General features: G+C 58.8%; 14 protein-coding genes. 11 read left to right on the forward strand and 3 right to left on the reverse strand.

Going from position 1 to position 16,722, the window contains the following annotated elements; all coding sequences use genetic code 11:
- The first annotated feature begins 59 nt into the window (after window positions 1–59).
- Window positions 60–1,004, forward strand: coding sequence for a GlxA family transcriptional regulator (locus ACZ5C3_RS21280; protein WP_464032785.1), 945 nt, complete (start codon window positions 60–62; stop codon window positions 1,002–1,004).
- A gap of 28 nt (window positions 1,005–1,032) precedes the next feature.
- Here ACZ5C3_RS21280 and ACZ5C3_RS21285 read toward each other — a convergent pair whose 3' ends face one another.
- Window positions 1,033–2,151, reverse strand: coding sequence for a cobalamin-independent methionine synthase II family protein (locus ACZ5C3_RS21285; RefSeq protein ID WP_464032787.1), 1,119 nt, complete (start codon window positions 2,149–2,151; stop codon window positions 1,033–1,035).
- Window positions 2,152–2,506: 355 nt separating this feature from the next.
- Here ACZ5C3_RS21285 and ACZ5C3_RS21290 point away from each other — a divergent pair, with 355 nt between their 5' ends.
- On the forward strand, window positions 2,507–2,965 hold the full coding sequence (locus ACZ5C3_RS21290) for a baeRF12 domain-containing protein (RefSeq protein WP_464032788.1): 459 nt from the start codon (window positions 2,507–2,509) through the stop codon (window positions 2,963–2,965).
- Between the two features lie 19 nt (window positions 2,966–2,984).
- Here the strand turns inward: ACZ5C3_RS21290 and purU are convergent, their stop codons facing one another.
- A complete protein-coding gene (purU, locus tag ACZ5C3_RS21295) occupies window positions 2,985–3,848 on the reverse strand; it encodes a formyltetrahydrofolate deformylase (RefSeq protein WP_464032790.1) in 864 nt (287 codons plus the stop codon).
- Window positions 3,849–4,035: 187 nt separating this feature from the next.
- Here purU and ACZ5C3_RS21300 point away from each other — a divergent pair, with 187 nt between their 5' ends.
- Together ACZ5C3_RS21300 and ACZ5C3_RS21305 are read left to right on the forward strand one after the other, a co-directional pair.
- A complete protein-coding gene (locus tag ACZ5C3_RS21300; RefSeq protein WP_464032792.1) occupies window positions 4,036–4,884 on the forward strand; it encodes a uroporphyrinogen-III synthase in 849 nt (282 codons plus the stop codon).
- Window positions 4,885–5,005: 121 nt separating this feature from the next.
- Entirely contained in the window at window positions 5,006–7,471 is a 2,466-nt protein-coding gene (locus ACZ5C3_RS21305) for a CaiB/BaiF CoA-transferase family protein (protein WP_464032793.1), read from the forward strand.
- Between the two features lie 50 nt (window positions 7,472–7,521).
- Here ACZ5C3_RS21305 and fcl read toward each other — a convergent pair whose 3' ends face one another.
- The gene (gene fcl / locus ACZ5C3_RS21310) at window positions 7,522–8,472 is read right to left on the reverse strand and encodes a GDP-L-fucose synthase (RefSeq protein ID WP_464044258.1); all 951 of its coding nucleotides are present in this window, start codon (window positions 8,470–8,472) and stop codon (window positions 7,522–7,524) included.
- Between the two features lie 249 nt (window positions 8,473–8,721).
- Between fcl and ACZ5C3_RS21315 the strand changes: the two genes are divergently transcribed.
- From ACZ5C3_RS21315 to ACZ5C3_RS21345, 7 genes are all read left to right on the forward strand, one after another.
- Window positions 8,722–9,957: a branched-chain amino acid ABC transporter substrate-binding protein gene (locus tag ACZ5C3_RS21315; RefSeq protein ID WP_464032796.1), complete on the forward strand. Its 1,236-nt coding sequence runs from the start codon at window positions 8,722–8,724 to the stop codon at window positions 9,955–9,957.
- A 78-nt stretch (window positions 9,958–10,035) separates the two neighbouring features.
- Window positions 10,036–10,983 (forward strand): branched-chain amino acid ABC transporter permease, encoded by a 948-nt coding sequence (locus ACZ5C3_RS21320; protein ID WP_464032798.1) that lies wholly within the window; start codon window positions 10,036–10,038, stop codon window positions 10,981–10,983.
- On the forward strand, window positions 10,980–12,281 hold the full coding sequence (locus ACZ5C3_RS21325) for a branched-chain amino acid ABC transporter permease (protein WP_464032800.1): 1,302 nt from the start codon (window positions 10,980–10,982) through the stop codon (window positions 12,279–12,281). The genes ACZ5C3_RS21320 and ACZ5C3_RS21325 overlap by 4 nt, the downstream gene beginning before the upstream one ends.
- Complete coding sequence (locus ACZ5C3_RS21330; RefSeq protein WP_464032802.1) at window positions 12,278–13,027, forward strand: ABC transporter ATP-binding protein; 750 nt, start codon at window positions 12,278–12,280, stop codon at window positions 13,025–13,027. The genes ACZ5C3_RS21325 and ACZ5C3_RS21330 overlap by 4 nt, the downstream gene beginning before the upstream one ends.
- Window positions 13,027–13,722: an ABC transporter ATP-binding protein gene (locus tag ACZ5C3_RS21335; RefSeq protein ID WP_464032804.1), complete on the forward strand. Its 696-nt coding sequence runs from the start codon at window positions 13,027–13,029 to the stop codon at window positions 13,720–13,722. Before ACZ5C3_RS21330 ends, ACZ5C3_RS21335 begins: the two co-directional genes overlap by 1 nt.
- A gap of 241 nt (window positions 13,723–13,963) precedes the next feature.
- Window positions 13,964–14,785, forward strand: coding sequence for an ABC transporter ATP-binding protein (locus ACZ5C3_RS21340; protein WP_464032805.1), 822 nt, complete (start codon window positions 13,964–13,966; stop codon window positions 14,783–14,785).
- Window positions 14,782–16,710: an AMP-binding protein gene (locus ACZ5C3_RS21345; protein ID WP_464032806.1), complete on the forward strand. Its 1,929-nt coding sequence runs from the start codon at window positions 14,782–14,784 to the stop codon at window positions 16,708–16,710. The genes ACZ5C3_RS21340 and ACZ5C3_RS21345 overlap by 4 nt, the downstream gene beginning before the upstream one ends.
- The last annotated feature ends 12 nt before the right edge of the window (window positions 16,711–16,722 follow it).

A 16,722-nucleotide genomic window follows, 5' to 3' on the forward strand; every position in this document is an offset into this window, starting at 1 on the left:
CCGTCACAAATGTCCTATTTGCAACTAATTAGGACATCGCGCTTGGCGTAGAGGCAACGATGAAGCGCATCGGCTATATCGCGGCACCCGACTTCCATTTCATGAGTCTCGCAGCCCTCTCGGTATTCGAGATTGCCAACCGCACGACGCCGGAGCGACTCTACGATGTGCGCTTGCTGTCAGAAGCCGGCGGCCTGATTACCAGTTCCATCGGCATGAGCATCGACACTCACGGCCTCGATGCGACGAACTTCGATACGGTCATCGTTGGCGGCGGCCTCGACATTGTCGAAGCCACACCCGCTCTGATCACCTTCGTCCAGAATGCTGAAAAGAAAACGCGCCGCATGGCATCTGCCTGCTCCGGCGCTTTCGTGCTCGCAGCAGCCGGGTTGCTTGATGATCGTCGAGCCACAACCCACTGGCTGCACGCACGCGAACTCAAAAGACGCTATCCAAAGGTATCCGTGGAGGACGATCGCATCTACATCACCGACGGCTCGATCTGGACATCGGCTGGCGGCAGCGCAGGTATCGATCTGGCGCTCGGAATGGTCGAGCAGGATCTTGGCGACGACATCGCCCTCGTCGTTGCCAAAAAGCTCGTCCTGTATCACCGCCGCGCCGGCGGCCAGTCACAGCACTCGACGCTGCTTGATCTCAGCCCGAAGTCCGACCGCATCCAGACCGCGATCGCGTATGCGCGGCGAAACCTCAACAAGGCATTGTCGGTCGATGAGCTGGCAACGGCGGCGAACCTCAGCCCACGGCAATTCAGCCGCGCCTTTCACGCCGAGACCGGCCAGTCCCCTGCTAAAGCGATTGAAAAGATGCGCGTGGAAGCGGCGAGGCTGATGCTGGAACAAGGGCGCCATCCGATCGAAACGATCGCCGATGAAAGCGGCTTCGCGGACAGGGAACGTATGCGCCGCGCATTTCTGCGCACCTATGGCCAACCTCCGCAAGCAATCCGGCGAAATGCCCGTTCACGAGAGACAAGCTAAAAGCCCCTGCGCAAGACGCATAAGCGTATCAGCTCGATCCCCAAACCTCTTTCGCAATATCCGCCACAAGCCGCAATTTGGACCACTGTTCTTCTTCGGTCAGAAGATTGCCCTCTTCAGTGGAGGCAAAGCCGCATTGCGGTGACAGCGCGAGCTGATCGAGAGAGACGAACTTTGCCGCCTCCATCAAACGTTGCTTGATGTCGTCCTTGCGCTCAAGCACGCCGGTCTTCGAGGTGACGAGGCCGAGGACGACGATCTTGTTGCCCTCGGGCAGAAAGCGCAGCGGCTCGAAACCGCCCGCCCGCTCGGAGTCATACTCCAGAAAATAGCCGTCGTAGTTCGTGCCTGCGAGCAGCGTCTCCGCGATCGTCTCATATCCTCCGGATGACACCCAGGTCGAACGGAAATTGCCGCGGCAAACATGCGTTGTGATCGTCATGTCCGCGGGCCGCTCGGCAATGGCGTAATTAATGACGCGGGCATAGACTTGGGGAAGGCTGCCGACATCGTCACCACGCGCGCGCAGCTTTGCCAGTTCCTCCTCCGAGCAGAGATAGCCCCACGCCGTATCGTCGAACTGCAAATAGCGGCAGCCGGCGTCGTAGAAGGCCTTCACGGCCTTGCGATAGGTCCTGGCCAGATCGACGAAAAAATCGTCGAGACTTGGATAAGCTTCCTGCGAAATCGCTTTGCGGCCGCCGCGAAAATGCAGGACCGAAGGCGAAGGAATTGTCATCTTCGCCATGACACCCGTAAGATCGCAGCGATCCTTAAGCAATTTGAAATGCTCGATCATCGGGTGAGTTGCGGGAAAATCCAACTTGCCGGTCACCCGCACGCTCTCGCCGCGCGTGGTCATACCGGCGAACTGAATGCCATCGGTCTGATAAAGCTCGCACCCGGTCAGATCTCTGAAAAAATCGAAGTGCCACCACGAGCGGCGAAATTCGCCATCGGTCGCGAACTTGAATCCGGACTGCTGTTGCCTCTGCACAGCCTTCTCGATTTCGATATTCTCAACGCGCTGCAATTGAAGTTCCGAAATTTTGCCTGACGCGAAATTTGCGCGGACTTCTTTCACCCGGTCCGGCCGTAACAGGCTGCCGACATGATCGGCGCGGAACGGCGGCTTCACTCTCTGCATTCCAGTCTCCGGAATCGCCGCGCGTTGGGAAACTCTCTCTCAACGCTCGGGCACGGTCGTGCGGCGTTCCAATATCACACCCCGCTCGGTGAGACCGAGTTCTTTTGAGTTCATTGCTTGGACGTTGCCAAAAATCACTTTCCGCCCCTCGGGCAACGAAACATTTTGTAAACCTTATCGATCTGCCACCACCCCGGCAGCGCCTCCGAGATCATTGTCTGTGTTTGCAAGCGAGCGAGGGAGCGCTCCCGCGACACCCAGCTCGAACAACCGTTGCAACCACCCATTGTTCTCAGTTGGGAACGAACCCCCATCGGGACCGTTGGTGCTCCAAGTCGAAAGGAGAGATCGGCCCATGTCCAAAAACACATTTTTCCGAATTCCCCACAACGCCTACGTCCTGGTTGGGGATGGCCGAAAAGCTCTATTCCTCCGCAATGAAGGCACCGAGCTGACGCCTCGACTGAAAACCGAGAAGGTTTTCGTGAACGACAATCCGCCCACCCGCGAACAGGGATCGGATCAGCCAGGCCGGACATTTGCCAGTGTCGGGGCGCGACGCAGCAGTATGGAGCAGGCCGACTGGCACACCATCGAAGAGCAGCGGTTTGCCCGCACCATTGCCGGGGCGCTGGAGAGTCTCGCTCAGAACAAGAAAATTCCGGGCTTCATTATCGCAGCCCCGCCCCGCACGCTGGCGGAATTGCGGCAATCACTCAACGGCAGCGTCAAGCAGCGCATCATCGCCGAGCTGGATAAAGACTTCACCGGCCATCCGCTCGATGAAATCAAAAAACATCTTACCGCTGCTTAGCGGGAGGTGACCTCAACCGTCAATCCGTGAAGACAACCGTCTTGAGGCCATTGAGAATCACACGATCCTCAAGGTGATAGCGCATGGCCCGCGCAAGCACGCGGCGCTCGATATCGCTTCCCTTGCGAACCAGATCTCCCGGAGTATCGCGATGGCTGATGCGCTCAACGTCCTGATCGATAATCGGACCCTCATCGAGAGCGCTTGTGACGTAGTGCGCCGTGGCGCCGATCAGTTTGACGCCGCGCTCATGCGCCTGGTGGTAGGGCTTGGCGCCCTTGAAGCCCGGCAGGAATGAATGGTGGATGTTGATGCAACGTCCCGACAGCTTACCAGCGAACTCTTCCGACAGCACCTGCATGTAACGCGCCAGCACGACGAGATCGGACTTGGTGTCTTCGACCAGCTTCCACACTGCGGCTTCTTGCTGCGACTTCGTCTCTTTCGTGATCGGCAAATGATGAAATGGAATGCTGCCGAAATCCAAACCGTTGTATGCCTCGCGCGGATGATTGGAGACAATCGCGGTGGGGATCATCGGCAGATCGCCGGTCCGCCACCGGTAGAGAATATCGACCAGGCAGTGATCGAATTTGGACACCATCAACAGAACACGTTGGTGCGAGGAGCGATCGCGGATTTGCCAGACCATGTCGAATGGCTTCGCAATGACACCAAAGCCGGCTTGAACCGTCGCCAGTTCCGCCGTCGCGCCGGGCGTGTCGAACATCACCCGCATGAAGAACTGACCAGTCTCGGTGTCGCTGTATTGCTGCGCATCGAGAATGTTCTGCCCGTTGGCGAACAGGAAGGTGGAAACGGCCGAGACGATGCCCGGACGATCCGGGCAGGACAAAGTCAGTACGAATTGTTGCTGGGACATAGAGGACCGCTGTAAGGACGCGTGACTTGCGGCAAGCGCCGCGAAGGAACCGAAGATTTGTGCCTTCCTCTATCACCCGCACGCCGGTTTCGCCAATCCCCACCAACATCACAAACAGGCTGGAAAGCTGTAGCGCCCACCAATAGGTTAGCGGGCAGAACGCACAACTTTCATCCGGAAGGACGCTATGGCGGAGAGACTGAACGGGTACCGAATCCTGATCCTGGAAACGCGTGAGGAGGCCCAATTCTCCCGCCTCCTGCAGGATCAAGGCGCCAGCGTCCTGCAATGCCCCATGTTTACCATCCATGACGCCCCGCAGCCTGCCCCAATTGAGGCCTGGATCCGACAATGCATCCAGAACCCGTTCGACGATCTGGTGCTGATGACGGGTGAAGGCCTGCGGCGGCTGATGAAGGTGGCGCGTCGGCTGGAGGTCGATGAGGCTTTCATTACCGCGATCAGCAAGGCACGGAAATTCGCGCGCGGCCCGAAGCCGATGCGTGCACTGCGCGAAATCGGATTGGAAGCGCAGGCTGTAACCGAAACGCCAACATCAGAAGGCGTTGCCGATATGCTGTCGCGCGTCGAATTGAAAGACCATCGCGTCGGCCTCCAGCTCTACCCCGATAAAGATCACAGCAAGCTCGTTTCCGCGATCACCTCACGCGGCGCGATTGTCGAGCCCGTCCTTCCTTACGTTTATGATGCCCAAGCTGCCGACGCCAACATCGTCTCCGCCATCGAGGAAATGGTCCAGGGCCGCGTCGACGCCATTGCACTGACAAGCTCAGGGCAAGTCCGTCGCCTGATCGACGTGGCAAAAGCGCATGGCCTCGACGAGCAATTGCGTGCTGGCCTTGCAAAGACCCCGATTGCTTCGGTTGGTCCCGTTGTCTCAGACGAGTTGAAGGAGAATGGCTTGCGCACGGATATCTATCCGGCCAACGATGCCTTTTTCATGAAGCCGCTGATCAGTGCCATGGCACTGGTACTCAACAAATCACCGCCGCGCACGGCAGTCGCTTCGACGTGAACTGGTGTCGCGAATCGAAAGTTCGCCTCATTGAGCTTCACGATTGAATTGATAAGCTGCGTTGCGCCTGTACGATGTGCGCGACAACAAAAAGCTACAAACAAGAAAACTGGGAGTGCACATGTCCGACTTGCCTCTGTCGAAGTTTCGCGTCGTCGAAATCGGAACGGGCGATACGCTCGGCTACTGCGGCAAGCTGTTTTCGGACTTTGGTGCCGACGTCATCAAGATCGAGCCACCAGGCGGCGACCCCGCGCGGCGTATCTCACCCACAGTGGATGTAGGCGGCGGAGAACTTGAAAGCATCACGTTTGCGTGGCTGAACACCAACAAGAAAAGCATCATCGCCGACCCGGAAAATCCGGATGATGCGAAACAAATTCTGGCGCTGCTCGCCAGCACCGATCTATTGCTCGACGCGCGGCATCCCGACATCGCGAAGTCGTCGCTGATCTCCCACGAACGACTACGCCAATCAGATCCCGGCCTTGCGATCACCGCGCTCTCGTGGTTCGGCGAGAGCGGACCCTACCGAAATTACGAGGCAAGCGAAGCGGTCTGCCGCAGTCTCGCTGGTTTGGTGAAGCTCGTGGGCCCAGTCGACGGCCCTCCCGTTTTACCGCGTGACGGACAGGTCGGTGTCGTCGGTGGACTGACCGCGTTTATCCCGAGCCTTGCAGGCCTCTTTGCACATGCTGATGGTGCACGCCGCTTCGCCGTTAACAATCTTGAGGCGATGCTGCACATCAGCGAATTCGACACAGGCCTTGCCCTCGAGACCGGTTTTTCACGCCCCCGCCCCGGCATCAACCGCTTTGGCCGCGGTTACCCAAGCGGCGCCTTCCCAACCAAGCACGACTGGCTCGGTGTCACCGTTGTTACTCCGGCACAATGGGTTGCATTTTGCAAAATGATCGAGCGCCCGGACATGGGAGCGGATTCGAAATACTCGTCGCATATCGGACGCTTCATGCATGCCGACGAGTTGAGACAGATCATCTCGCCGATCCTGTTGACCCGCACGGCGATGGAATGGTTCGAGAAAGGCATTGAACTGCGCCTTCCTCTTGCCGTCGTCCCCGACATGAAAGAACTTTTGGCACAGGATGTTCACCGCAGCCGCGGCGCATTCGGACCGGTAACCATCGGCACCGCATCGTTTGAAGGACCGGTCTTACCGCAGCATTTGACGCGCGCGCTGCCGAGAGCAAACGGGCACGCACCGCTTGCCGGGGAGCACAAGACAACGGACCTCGTCGCGCGTAAGCGAGCAGCAACGCGCGCCGCCACCGAACAAGATGCGCTGCCACTCAAGGGGCTCCGCATCATCGATCTCACCATGGGCTGGGCGGGGCCAACCGCAACGCGCCAGATGGGCGATCTCGGCGCCGACGTGATCAAAGTGGAGTCGTGTCAGTATCCGGATTGGTTTCGGGGCACCGATACAAGGCCGCCGTATCACGAAGAGCGGACCTACGAGAAGACCTACTGGTTCCAGATGAACAACCGCAACAAGCGCGGTATCACGCTGGACCTCACCACGGAGAAGGGCTTGTCGCTGCTCAAGCAGCTGATGAAAGACGCCGATGCCGTCATCGACAATTATGCCGCCGACGTCATGCCGCGGCTCGGTCTCGACGTGCAGACGATTCTGGACATCAATCCGCGTCTGATTGTTCTGACCATGCCCGCCTTCGGCATGTCAGGCCCGTGGAGCGGCGTACGAGCCTATGGATCAACGTTAGAACAGGCTTCAGGTCTGCCATCAGTGAACGGCAATCAGGATGATCCGCCGACCATGCTGCACGCCGCCCTTGGCGATCCGATCGGGGGCCTGAATGCCGCCGCGGCCCTGATGCTCGGCTTCATGCACCAGAAGATCTCTGGAAAAGGCCAGCACATCGATCTTAGCCAGGTGCAGTGCATGTTGCCGATGGTGGCGCCATCGATCCTTGAACAATCCGCCACCGGCACCACCGGCCCTCGCCTTGGAAATCGCCATCCGCGCTTCGTCCCACACGGCTGTTTCCCGGCTCTTGGCATCGATCAATGGGTCACGTTGGCTGTCCGAACCGACGACGAGTGGCAGGCTCTGTGTGGCGTGATGCGGCGTTCGGACCTCGCCGGGAATCCTGAACTGACCACTTTGGCGGGACGACGCCAGCACGAGGATGAGATCGAAGCCGCTATCCGCCAGTGGCTCGCCGACGTCCGGCCGGATATCGCGATGGTGACGCTCCAGAGCGCCGGAATTCCGGCCGGCATTGCGAAACTTCCGCAGGATCTTGCCGCAGATCCTCACTTGCTCAGCGTCGGTCATTGGCAACCGAGCGATCGTCCCTTTATGGGTCCTCATCTCCTGCCGTCGGTCGCCTACCGCGAAGGCGACGCGGCGCGCCCCTACGCGATCAACCACGTCGCCCCGACGCTCGGCCAGCACAACCACGAGGTGTTGAACGGGGTATTGGGCCTGACTGATGAGGAGATCGCCCAACTGGAACGCGACGAAATTATCGGCTCGACGGCAACCATGCCCAAGAAGCGGGCGGACAGCCCGGCGGGTAAAGCCGCTCGCGCGGCGGAATAATGCTACCGCCGGACCGCAATACCTGTCTGATCAATCGGCGACGATAGAGTTCAGGTGCCGGGCTTGCGTTCCAGGAACGCCCGGTAAGCGAGCTTCATCCCATTCTCAAGGGAGGTGCTTGCTCTCCAACCAAGCTCTGCAAGGCGGCTGACATCGAGCAGCTTACGCGGCGTGCCGTCGGGTTTGGATGGATCGAAAACAATCTCGCCGGTGTAGCCCACGGTTTTAGCGACGACGCGCGCGAATTCGGCGATGGTCATGTCTTCTCCTGTTCCGACATTGACCAGCGTACCACCCGAATAATGACGGAGCAGGTGAATTGAAGCATCCGCCATGTCATCGACGTAAAGAAATTCACGCCGCGGCGTTCCTGTCCCCCACACCGTGACATTTGGAGCGCCTGCCTCCTTGGCCTCGTGGAAACGACGGATCAGCGCCGCAACCACGTGACTGTACTCGGGATGATAGTTGTCTCCGGGCCCATAAAGGTTGGTCGGCATGATGCTGATAAAGTCGCTGCCATACTGGCTGCGATAGGCCTCTACCATCTTGACGCCCGCAATCTTGGCAATCGCGTAAGGTTCGTTGGTCGGCTCAAGCTCGCCCGTCAGCAGCGAATCCTCGCGCAACGGCTGCGGGGCCAGTTTCGGATAGATGCAGGATGAACCAAGAAACAGCAGCTTTTCGACGCCATTGACATGGGCGGCGTGAATGACATTGGCCGCAAGCTGCAGGTTCTCATAAATGAACTCAGCGCGCAGTGTATTGTTCGCGTGAATACCACCGACCTTGGCCGCGGCATGAAGTACAATGTGCGGCTTGGCTTTTTCGAACCAGCGATTGGTCGCGGCCTGATCCAATAGATCGACCTCGCTGCGCTGGACCGTGAGGATTTCCACATCTTCTTGAGCCAGACGGCGCACCAGGGCGCTTCCAACCATGCCGCGATGGCCCGCAACGAAGACTTTCTTATCCTTTAGTTCAAAAGGCGCCGCAGCCATCTCAACTCCAAGTCATGTAAAATCGATGTCGTCCGCCAGTCATGTTTCGCTCTGCGGACGACGCATGACGAAGCTGTGCGTATCACCCCAGAACGCTGCGGGCAAATTAAGCATTCTCGCCACAGTGATCGAGAGCGGACTTGCGGCTGGTGAGCGCTTGGACCACAATCCACCCATGAATGGCTGAAGCGCGTCGGGCTGATTTCGATGCCGCTAAAAGAGCCTGCCGTTAAATTCAGGGAGAGAGATATGCGTAAACTCATAATCGCCGCTGCCTTTGCGTTTCCGTTGATGGGCGGAGCGGCGCTGGCCCAGGACACCGTCAAGATCGGATATATCGATCCTCTGTCAGGTGGTGGCGCAAGCGTCGGTGAAGTCGGCCTCAAGACCTTCCAGTTTCTTGCGGATGAATTGAACGCCAAGGGCGGCATTCTCGGCAAGAAAGTCGAGATCGTTCCGCTCGATAATAAAACCAACCCGCAGGAAAGTTTGATCCAGGCCCAAAAAGCGATCGATGGCGGTGTTCGCTACATCACCCAGGGCAACGGCTCATCGGTTGCCGGCGCGCTGATCGACTTCGTCTCCAAGTACAACGAGCGTAACCCTGGCAAGGAAATCCTGTACTTCAACTACGCCGCGGTCGATCCGGTCTTCACCAATGACAAATGCAGCTTCTGGCATTTCCGTTGGGATGCCAATTCCGACATCAAGATGGAAGCGCTGACCAACTACATCAAGACAACGCCGTCAGTGAAGAAGATCTATCTGATCAACCAGGACTACTCGTTTGGTGAATCGGTCCGTACAACGGCGAAGAAGATGCTCGCCGCCAAGCGTCCGGATGTCCAAATCGTCGGCGACGAACTGCATCCGCTGCTCAAGATCACCGACTTCGCGCCTTACGTTGCAAAGATCAAGGCATCTGGCGCTGACAGCGTCATCACCGGCAACTGGGGTCAGGACATTGCACTGCTGCTGAAGGCCGCCGCAGACGCAGGCCTCAAGGTCAACTGGTACACTTATTATGCAGGCGGCGCCGGTGGCCCGACCGCAGTCAAGCAGGCCAACCTGAACCACCAAGTGTTCCAGATCACCGAAGGCTTCGCCAATATCGAAAACAAGGACTCGATCGATATGGAGAAGGCCTTCCGGGCGAAATACAATGGCCAGACTTTCTGGTATCCGCGCGCGGCCAACGAAATGCGGATGTTCGCCGCGGCCGCCGAAAAGGCCAAGTCGCTAGATCCAGTCAAGGTCGCAGCTGCGCTTGAAGGCATGCAGTTCGAAGTGCTCAACGGTGGCAAGGGCATGATGCGGAAGGACGACCACCAGTTCTTCCAGCCGATGTACATCTCTTCGCTCGGTGAGCGCACCGAGAAGGAGCCGTTCGACGAAGAAAAAACCGGCTGGGGCTGGAAGTCGGTCGCCAAGATCGACACCGACCAGAGCATCCTGCCAACCACCTGCAAGATGGAACGGCCGTAACCCTGTCCCTTACGCAATCTGTGTTCGCCCAGGTGGGGACCTGGGCGAACACAGCTTTAATTTTCCAGGGGTGGGAAAGTGCTAGAGCTCATCGTTATATCTACGCTTAACGGCATCCTGTTCGGCATGCTGCTGTTTCTTATGGCCAGCGGCCTGACAGTGATCTTCAGCATGCTGGGCGTGCTGAACTTCGCGCACGCGAGCTTCTACATGCTCGGCGCATTCTTTGGATTCCAGATCAGCCGATGGTTCGGGTTCTGGCCCGCGCTGGTCGTCGCGCCATTGCTGGCCGGCCTGCTTGGCGCTGCCGTCGAGCGCTACGGTCTGCGCCACGTTCATAAGAACGGTCACGTCGCCGAGCTGCTGTTTACCTTCGGTCTCGCCTTCGCCATCGAAGAGATCGTGCAGATTATCTGGGGCAAGAGCCCGGCCGACTTCCGGGTGCCCGAGGCGTTGGACTTTCCTGCCTTCACGGTGTTTTCGACCAACTACCCTGCCTACAAGATATTTATGCTTGTGGCTTCGATCGCAATCTTCCTTGGATTGCTGATCGCGCTGAAGAAAACCCGCATCGGGTTAATCGTGCAGGCCGCCCTCACCCACCCGCACATGGTCGGCCATCTTGGCCATAATGTCGGACGCATCTTCATGATGGTGTTCGGCGTCGGCACGGCGCTCGCTGCGGTGGCGGGCGTGATCGCCGGACCCGCACTCGTGACGCAGTCGAACATGGCGGCCCTCCTTGGCCCGATCCTGTTCGTTGTGGTCGTTGTTGGCGGCCTTGGCTCACTGCCGGGCGCATTCATCGCATCACTGCTGATCGGCCTGATCCAGACCTTCGCCGTGTCGATGAACGGATCGCTGGCCGAAATCTTCGGCCCGCTTAGCCCTGATTATGCCAGGACGTGGCTTTCGGACATCTGGAACGTGACTGTCGCGCAGATCGCGCCGATCATGCCCTACGTGCTGCTGGTTCTCATTCTTGCTTTCCGCCCGATGGGCCTGATGGGGACACGCGACACATGAGCGATGTGATCTCAAGCGCGGCCCCTCCGCGACCCGCGACGACAGACAAGCTGAAGTTCTACGGCCTCTGGGTTGTGGTAGCGTTGCTGCTGTTGCTGTTGCCGAAAGTTTTCAGTTCCGGCGGATCGCTGACGACATTCAGCCTGATCGGGATCTCGATTATTTTCGCACTGTCCTACAACATTCTGCTTGGACAGACCGGAATGCTGTCGTTCGGGCATGCCGTCTATTACGGCCTCGGCGGCTTCCTCGCGATTCATGCCATCAACATCATCGGCGCCCACAAGTGGCCGATACCGCTGCCAGTCGTACCGCTGATCGGTGGACTCACGGGCCTCGCGTTTGCAGCCCTCCTCGGCTGGGTCTCGACGGCACGCAGCGGCACGGCCTTCGCTATGATTTCGCTTGGCGTTGCCGAACTCGTCGCGTCGTCTGCGCTGATCCTGAGAACGTTCTTCGGTGGTGAAGCAGGGGTCTCTGCGAACCGTACGAAGGTGCTGCGTCTGTTTGACTGGAGCTTCGGTCCACAGATCCAGATCTATTACCTGATCGCGGCGTGGACGCTGATCTGTATGATCGCGATGTACGCCCTCACCCGCACACCTCTGGGCCGCATGTGCAACGCCGTGCGTGACAATCCCGAGCGCGTGCAATTCGTTGGCTATGACCCGCACGTTATCCGCTACATCGCATTCTGCTTCTCGGGTTTCTTCGCAGGTATCGCGGGAGCCCTTGCGGCGATCAACTTCGAGATCGCCAACTCGGCCTATCTCGGCGCCGTCCAATCCGGAACAGTGCTATTCGCGGCCTATATCGGCGGCATTGGCTTCTTTATCGGTCCGGCTGTCGGCGCGATCTTCGTGACCCTTCTGTCGCTCGGATTGAGTGACCTCACCAGCGTCTGGCAGCTGTATTTTGGCCTGTTCTTCATCGCTGTCGTGATGTTCGCTCCAGGCGGCATCACCGGTCTCTTAATGAAGCATCGGCCGCTTGTGCTTGCCGGTACAATCGGCAAGGTCTTGCCGTCCTATTTGATCGCATTCGTACCGACGCTGGCGATGATCACCGGTCTTATGCTCGCAATCGAGACCGTGGTTCACTACACGGTCAATCCGGAGGACAGTCCGAACGTCAAGGCCTTCGGTATCAGCTTCAACGCCGCGAGCCCGATCACATGGGGTGTGGCAGCGGTGCTGATCGTGGGTGGCTTTGTGATCGCGCGTAAAACCTGGGCGAAGGTCGCGGAAGCCTGGGACGGCGCCTTAAGCGCAGCGCGCGAAAAGGGATTTGCCGCATGACCAACGCCATCGAAATCCGCGACGTGCAAAAGAGCTTTGGCATGACCAAAGTCATTCGCGATCTTAATCTCCAGGTCGCGCAAGGTGAACGGCATGCACTCATCGGCCCGAACGGTGCCGGCAAGTCGACGACGTTCAACCTGATCAGCGGCTACATGAAGCCTACATCCGGCAGCGTGTTGCTGCGAGGCGAAGTGATTTCACATCTGCCGCCTTATCAGATCAACCGCCGGGGCCTGTCCCGCAGCTTCCAGGTGACCAACGTCTTCGCCAAGATGACGGTGTGGGAAAACATCCGCTGTGCCGTCTTGTGGGCCACCGGTCATCGCTACGCGTTCTGGAAAAATGTCGACCGGCTCCCGGAGGTCCGCGACCGCACCGCGCAGATCCTGCAGGACATCAACCTCGTCTCACGGCGTGACGTTCCGGCCGGTCTCTTGACCTATGCTGAGCAACGTGCGCTCGAAATCGGCATCACCATCGCCGGTGGCGCTGACGTCATCCTGCTCGACGAACCGACCGCCGGCATGAGCCACGCCGAAACCGAGCGCGCGGTTGAGCTCATCCGTCATCTGAGCGAGGGTCGCACCCTGCTCATCGTCGAACACGACATGAGCGTAGTGTTCGGGCTGGCTGACCGCATTTCCGTGCTGGTCTACGGGAACATCATCGCATCGGGAACGCCCGAGGAAATACGCAACAACCCGAAGGTCAGGGAAGCGTATCTCGGTGAGGAGGCCGCCTGATGTTGGAAGTTCAGGATCTGCACGCCTATTACGGCAAGAGCCATATTCTTCAGGGCGTGGACATGCATATCGGAGCTGGCGAAGTGGTCAGCCTGCTGGGCCGCAATGGCGTTGGCCGCTCCACCACCGTCAAGGCCATCATGGGCGAAGTGCCCCCGCATGGTTCGATCAAGTTCAAGGGCAAGGACATTGCCGGAATGCCGAGCTACAGGATCGCGCATCTTGGTCTCGGTTATGTCCCCGAGCACCGCGATATTTTCCCCGGGCTGACCGTGCGTCAGAACCTGATGCTTGGCATCAAGAATCCCAAGCACCCGGGCAAATGGCGTCTCGACGACATGCTGGAGATGTTTCCGAACCTCAAGGCTCGTGCTGACACCGCGGCCGGCGTCCTCTCCGGCGGCGAAAAGCAGATGCTGACAATTTGCCGCACTTTGATGGGCGATCCGGAACTCGTCATGATCGACGAGCCCACGGAAGGATTGGCACCCCTGATCGTTCAGCAGGTCGGCGATCTGATCGCAGAAATCGCCCGGCGCGGCGTCGCGATTTTGCTGGTTGAGCAAAAGCTGTCCATTGCCATGCGGATTTCCCATCGCCTTTACGTGATGGGCCACGGCCGCATCGTCTTCGAGGGAACTCCTGCCGACCTGAAAGCCAACCAGGCGATCCGCAAAGAGTGGCTCGAAGTCTAAAAAATTGCAAAAACCGCAAAGCCATTTGTGCAAAAATGCCCGCCGGCAAGGCTTGCTTTTGAGCCACCAGATACCGTTAGTCGAATAGGTTTCAGCCAAAAGACACGCTAGGCTAAAATCGATCGCTGAGCGGAAAATCCGCCAGCCACGAGAAAATGAGCGCCAAAAGGCGCCGGTCTGTTGATCCCGGGACGCGAGGCGTTTTGAACCGCTTCCTCTCGGATCACGTGGGAGGGATGAAGTGGCATACGCACTTGAGGTGCGAGGCGTCTCGTTGCGGTTTGGCGGCGTACGCGCGCTGACCGACGTTAATTTTGCCGTCAAGGAAGGTGAGCTGTTTTCGATCATCGGTCCCAACGGCGCCGGTAAAACCTCGATAGTAAATTGCGTGTCGGGCCGTTATACGCCGACCGAAGGACAATTGTTTTATCAAGGCCGCGACATCACCGGCCTCAAACCTAACAACCGCGCTGCGCTCGGCATTGGTCGCACCTTCCAGAATCTCGCACTGTTTCATCATATGACGGTGCTCGATAACATCATGGTCGGTCGGCATCACCTGCTGAAGAATAACTTCATCACCGGCTCGCTGTATTGGCTGACCGGCGCGCGCCGCGAAGAACTCGAACACCGCCGCAAGGTCGAAGAAATTATCGACTTCCTCGATCTGCAGTCGGTCCGCAAGGCAGTTGCCGGCACCCTCTCCTACGGTCTGCGCAAGCGTGTTGAACTCGCCCGCGCCATGGCTCTGGAGCCGAAACTCATTCTCCTCGACGAGCCGATGGCCGGCATGAATTTCGAGGAGAAGGAAGACATGGCGCGCTACATCGTCGATCTCAACGAAGAGTATGGGATGACGGTGATGATGATCGAGCACGACATGGGCGTGGTGATGGATATCTCTCATCGCATCACCGTGCTGGATTTCGGGCGCAAGATCGCTGAAGGCCTTCCCGCCGATGTGCTGTCCGATCCGCATGTCCGCCGCGCCTATCTCGGCGAAGATGACGAGTTGCCGGGCGATTCCGATGATGCGCCGCCCGTTGCGGAGGCCACCGCATGATGGACTACGCGGGCCGTGTAGCGCAGGCTGATACTTATCCAAAACTGTTGCGGCTGAATGCCAAGGAACATGGCCGCGAGATCGCATTGCGCGAAAAAGACCTCGGTCTGTGGCGCATCTTCACCTGGGACGATTACCAAAACCGCGTCCGCGACTTTGCGCTCGGCATGATCGAACTCGGCATTGGCCGTGGCGACGTGATCGGCATCATCGGTGACAACCGGCCGGATTGGGTCTCCGCGGAAATCGCAGCTCATGCCGTCGGCGGTATGAGTCTTGGCATGTATCGCGAGTCACTCAGTGAAGAGGTGTTGTATCTCCTCTCCTACGGCGAGACCAAGCTCGTGTTTGCCGAGGACGAAGAACAGGTCGACAAGCTGCTCGAACTCGGCGACCGGGCCCCGCATTTGTGCCACATCGTCTACTCCGATCCACGCGGCATGCGGAAATATGACGACCCGCGCCTGATCAGCGCCGACAGGCTTGCAGAGATGGGGCGCGAGCGCGCGGCGCGTGATCCGGATCTGTACGACCAACTGGTCGATGCGACAAATGGCGAGGATGTCGCCATTCTGTGCACGACCTCTGGGACAACCTCTAATCCGAAGCTCGCGATGCTCGCGGCCGGCCGCGTCCTGCGTCACTGCGCAACATATCTTAGTTTTGATCCCAAAGGCCCAGACGATGAATACGTCTCGGTGCTGCCGTTGCCATGGATCATGGAACAGGTCTACGCGCTCGGCAAAGGTTTGCTCAGCCGGATGAAGGTGAACTTCGTCGAACAGCCTGACACCATGATGAACGACTTCCGCGAGATCGCGCCGACCTTTGTGCTATTCGCGCCGCGCATCTGGGAAGCCATCGCAGCCGACGTTCGTTCGCGGGTGATGGACTCATCCCCGATGAAGCAACGGCTCTACGACGTCGGGATGAAATCCGGTTTGGCTGCGCTCGATAAAGGCGAGCGGTCCATGGTTGCGGAGACGCTTCTCTTTCGTGCCCTGCGTGACCGACTGGGCTTCACGCGGCTGCGCTCCGCGGCAACCGGCGGCGCGGCGCTTGGGCCGGATACGTTCAAGTTCTTCCGGGCGATGGGTGTGCCTCTTCGGACACTCTATGGCCAGACCGAAACACTGGGCGCATTTACCCTGCACAAGCCGGATGAGGTCGATCCCGACACCACGGGCGTGTCGATGGCCGAAACCATCGAGATCGAGATCAGAGAGCCGGATGCCAACGGTGTCGGCGAAATCGTCATCCGCCACGCCAACATGTTCCTCGGTTACTACAAGAATGAAGCCGCGACTGTCGCGGATCTGCGCAACGGATGGATGCACTCCGGCGATGCCGGTTACTTCAACGCATCGAAACAGCTTGTCGTCATCGATCGCATCAAGGACCTTGCACAGACGGCCCGCGGCGATCGGTTCTCACCGCAATACATCGAGAATAAATTGAAGTTCTCGCCCTACGTCGCCGAAGCCGTCGTGCTGGGCGATGGACGCGACTACCTCGCTGCGATGATCTGCATCCGTTTCTCGATCGTCTCCAAATGGGCGGAGAAGAACCGGATATCCTTCACGACTTACACCGATCTCTCTTCCCGGCCCGAGGTTTACGACCTGGTGCGCAAGGAAGTCGAGGCGGTCAACACCACATTGCCACCCCCGCAGCGCATCGCGAAATTCCTGCTGCTCTACAAGGAGCTCGATGCCGACGACGGCGAATTGACCCGCACCCGCAAGGTCCGCCGCAGCGTCATCAACGAGAAGTATGCCGACATCATCGACGCCATCTATAGCGACCAGCCCGATATCGACATCGACACCGTGATCCGCTTCCAGGACGGTACGACCCAACGCGTGCGCACCACTCTTCCCGTCGTCGATCTCAGGCGGCAAGCACCAGCCCAAGCTGCGGAATGAAGGTGAGCCTGC

Source organism: Afipia dichlorophenoxyacetatis (assembly GCF_055386385.1).

What these genes read in the sequence shown, in the direction of transcription:
- ACZ5C3_RS21280 (WP_464032785.1), top strand. Translation starts at nt 60, where the DNA reads ATGAAGCGCATCGGCTATATCGCGGCACCCGACTTCCATTTCATGAGT.
- ACZ5C3_RS21285 (WP_464032787.1), bottom strand. Translation starts at nt 2,151, where the DNA reads ATGCAGAGAGTGAAGCCGCCGTTCCGCGCCGATCATGTCGGCAGCCTG.
- ACZ5C3_RS21290 (WP_464032788.1), top strand. Translation starts at nt 2,507, where the DNA reads ATGTCCAAAAACACATTTTTCCGAATTCCCCACAACGCCTACGTCCTG.
- purU (WP_464032790.1), bottom strand. Translation starts at nt 3,848, where the DNA reads ATGTCCCAGCAACAATTCGTACTGACTTTGTCCTGCCCGGATCGTCCG.
- ACZ5C3_RS21300 (WP_464032792.1), top strand. Translation starts at nt 4,036, where the DNA reads ATGGCGGAGAGACTGAACGGGTACCGAATCCTGATCCTGGAAACGCGT.
- ACZ5C3_RS21305 (WP_464032793.1), top strand. Translation starts at nt 5,006, where the DNA reads ATGTCCGACTTGCCTCTGTCGAAGTTTCGCGTCGTCGAAATCGGAACG.
- fcl (WP_464044258.1), bottom strand. Translation starts at nt 8,472, where the DNA reads ATGGCTGCGGCGCCTTTTGAACTAAAGGATAAGAAAGTCTTCGTTGCG.
- ACZ5C3_RS21315 (WP_464032796.1), top strand. Translation starts at nt 8,722, where the DNA reads ATGCGTAAACTCATAATCGCCGCTGCCTTTGCGTTTCCGTTGATGGGC.
- ACZ5C3_RS21325 (WP_464032800.1), top strand. Translation starts at nt 10,980, where the DNA reads ATGAGCGATGTGATCTCAAGCGCGGCCCCTCCGCGACCCGCGACGACA.
- ACZ5C3_RS21330 (WP_464032802.1), top strand. Translation starts at nt 12,278, where the DNA reads ATGACCAACGCCATCGAAATCCGCGACGTGCAAAAGAGCTTTGGCATG.
- ACZ5C3_RS21335 (WP_464032804.1), top strand. Translation starts at nt 13,027, where the DNA reads ATGTTGGAAGTTCAGGATCTGCACGCCTATTACGGCAAGAGCCATATT.
- ACZ5C3_RS21345 (WP_464032806.1), top strand. Translation starts at nt 14,782, where the DNA reads ATGATGGACTACGCGGGCCGTGTAGCGCAGGCTGATACTTATCCAAAA.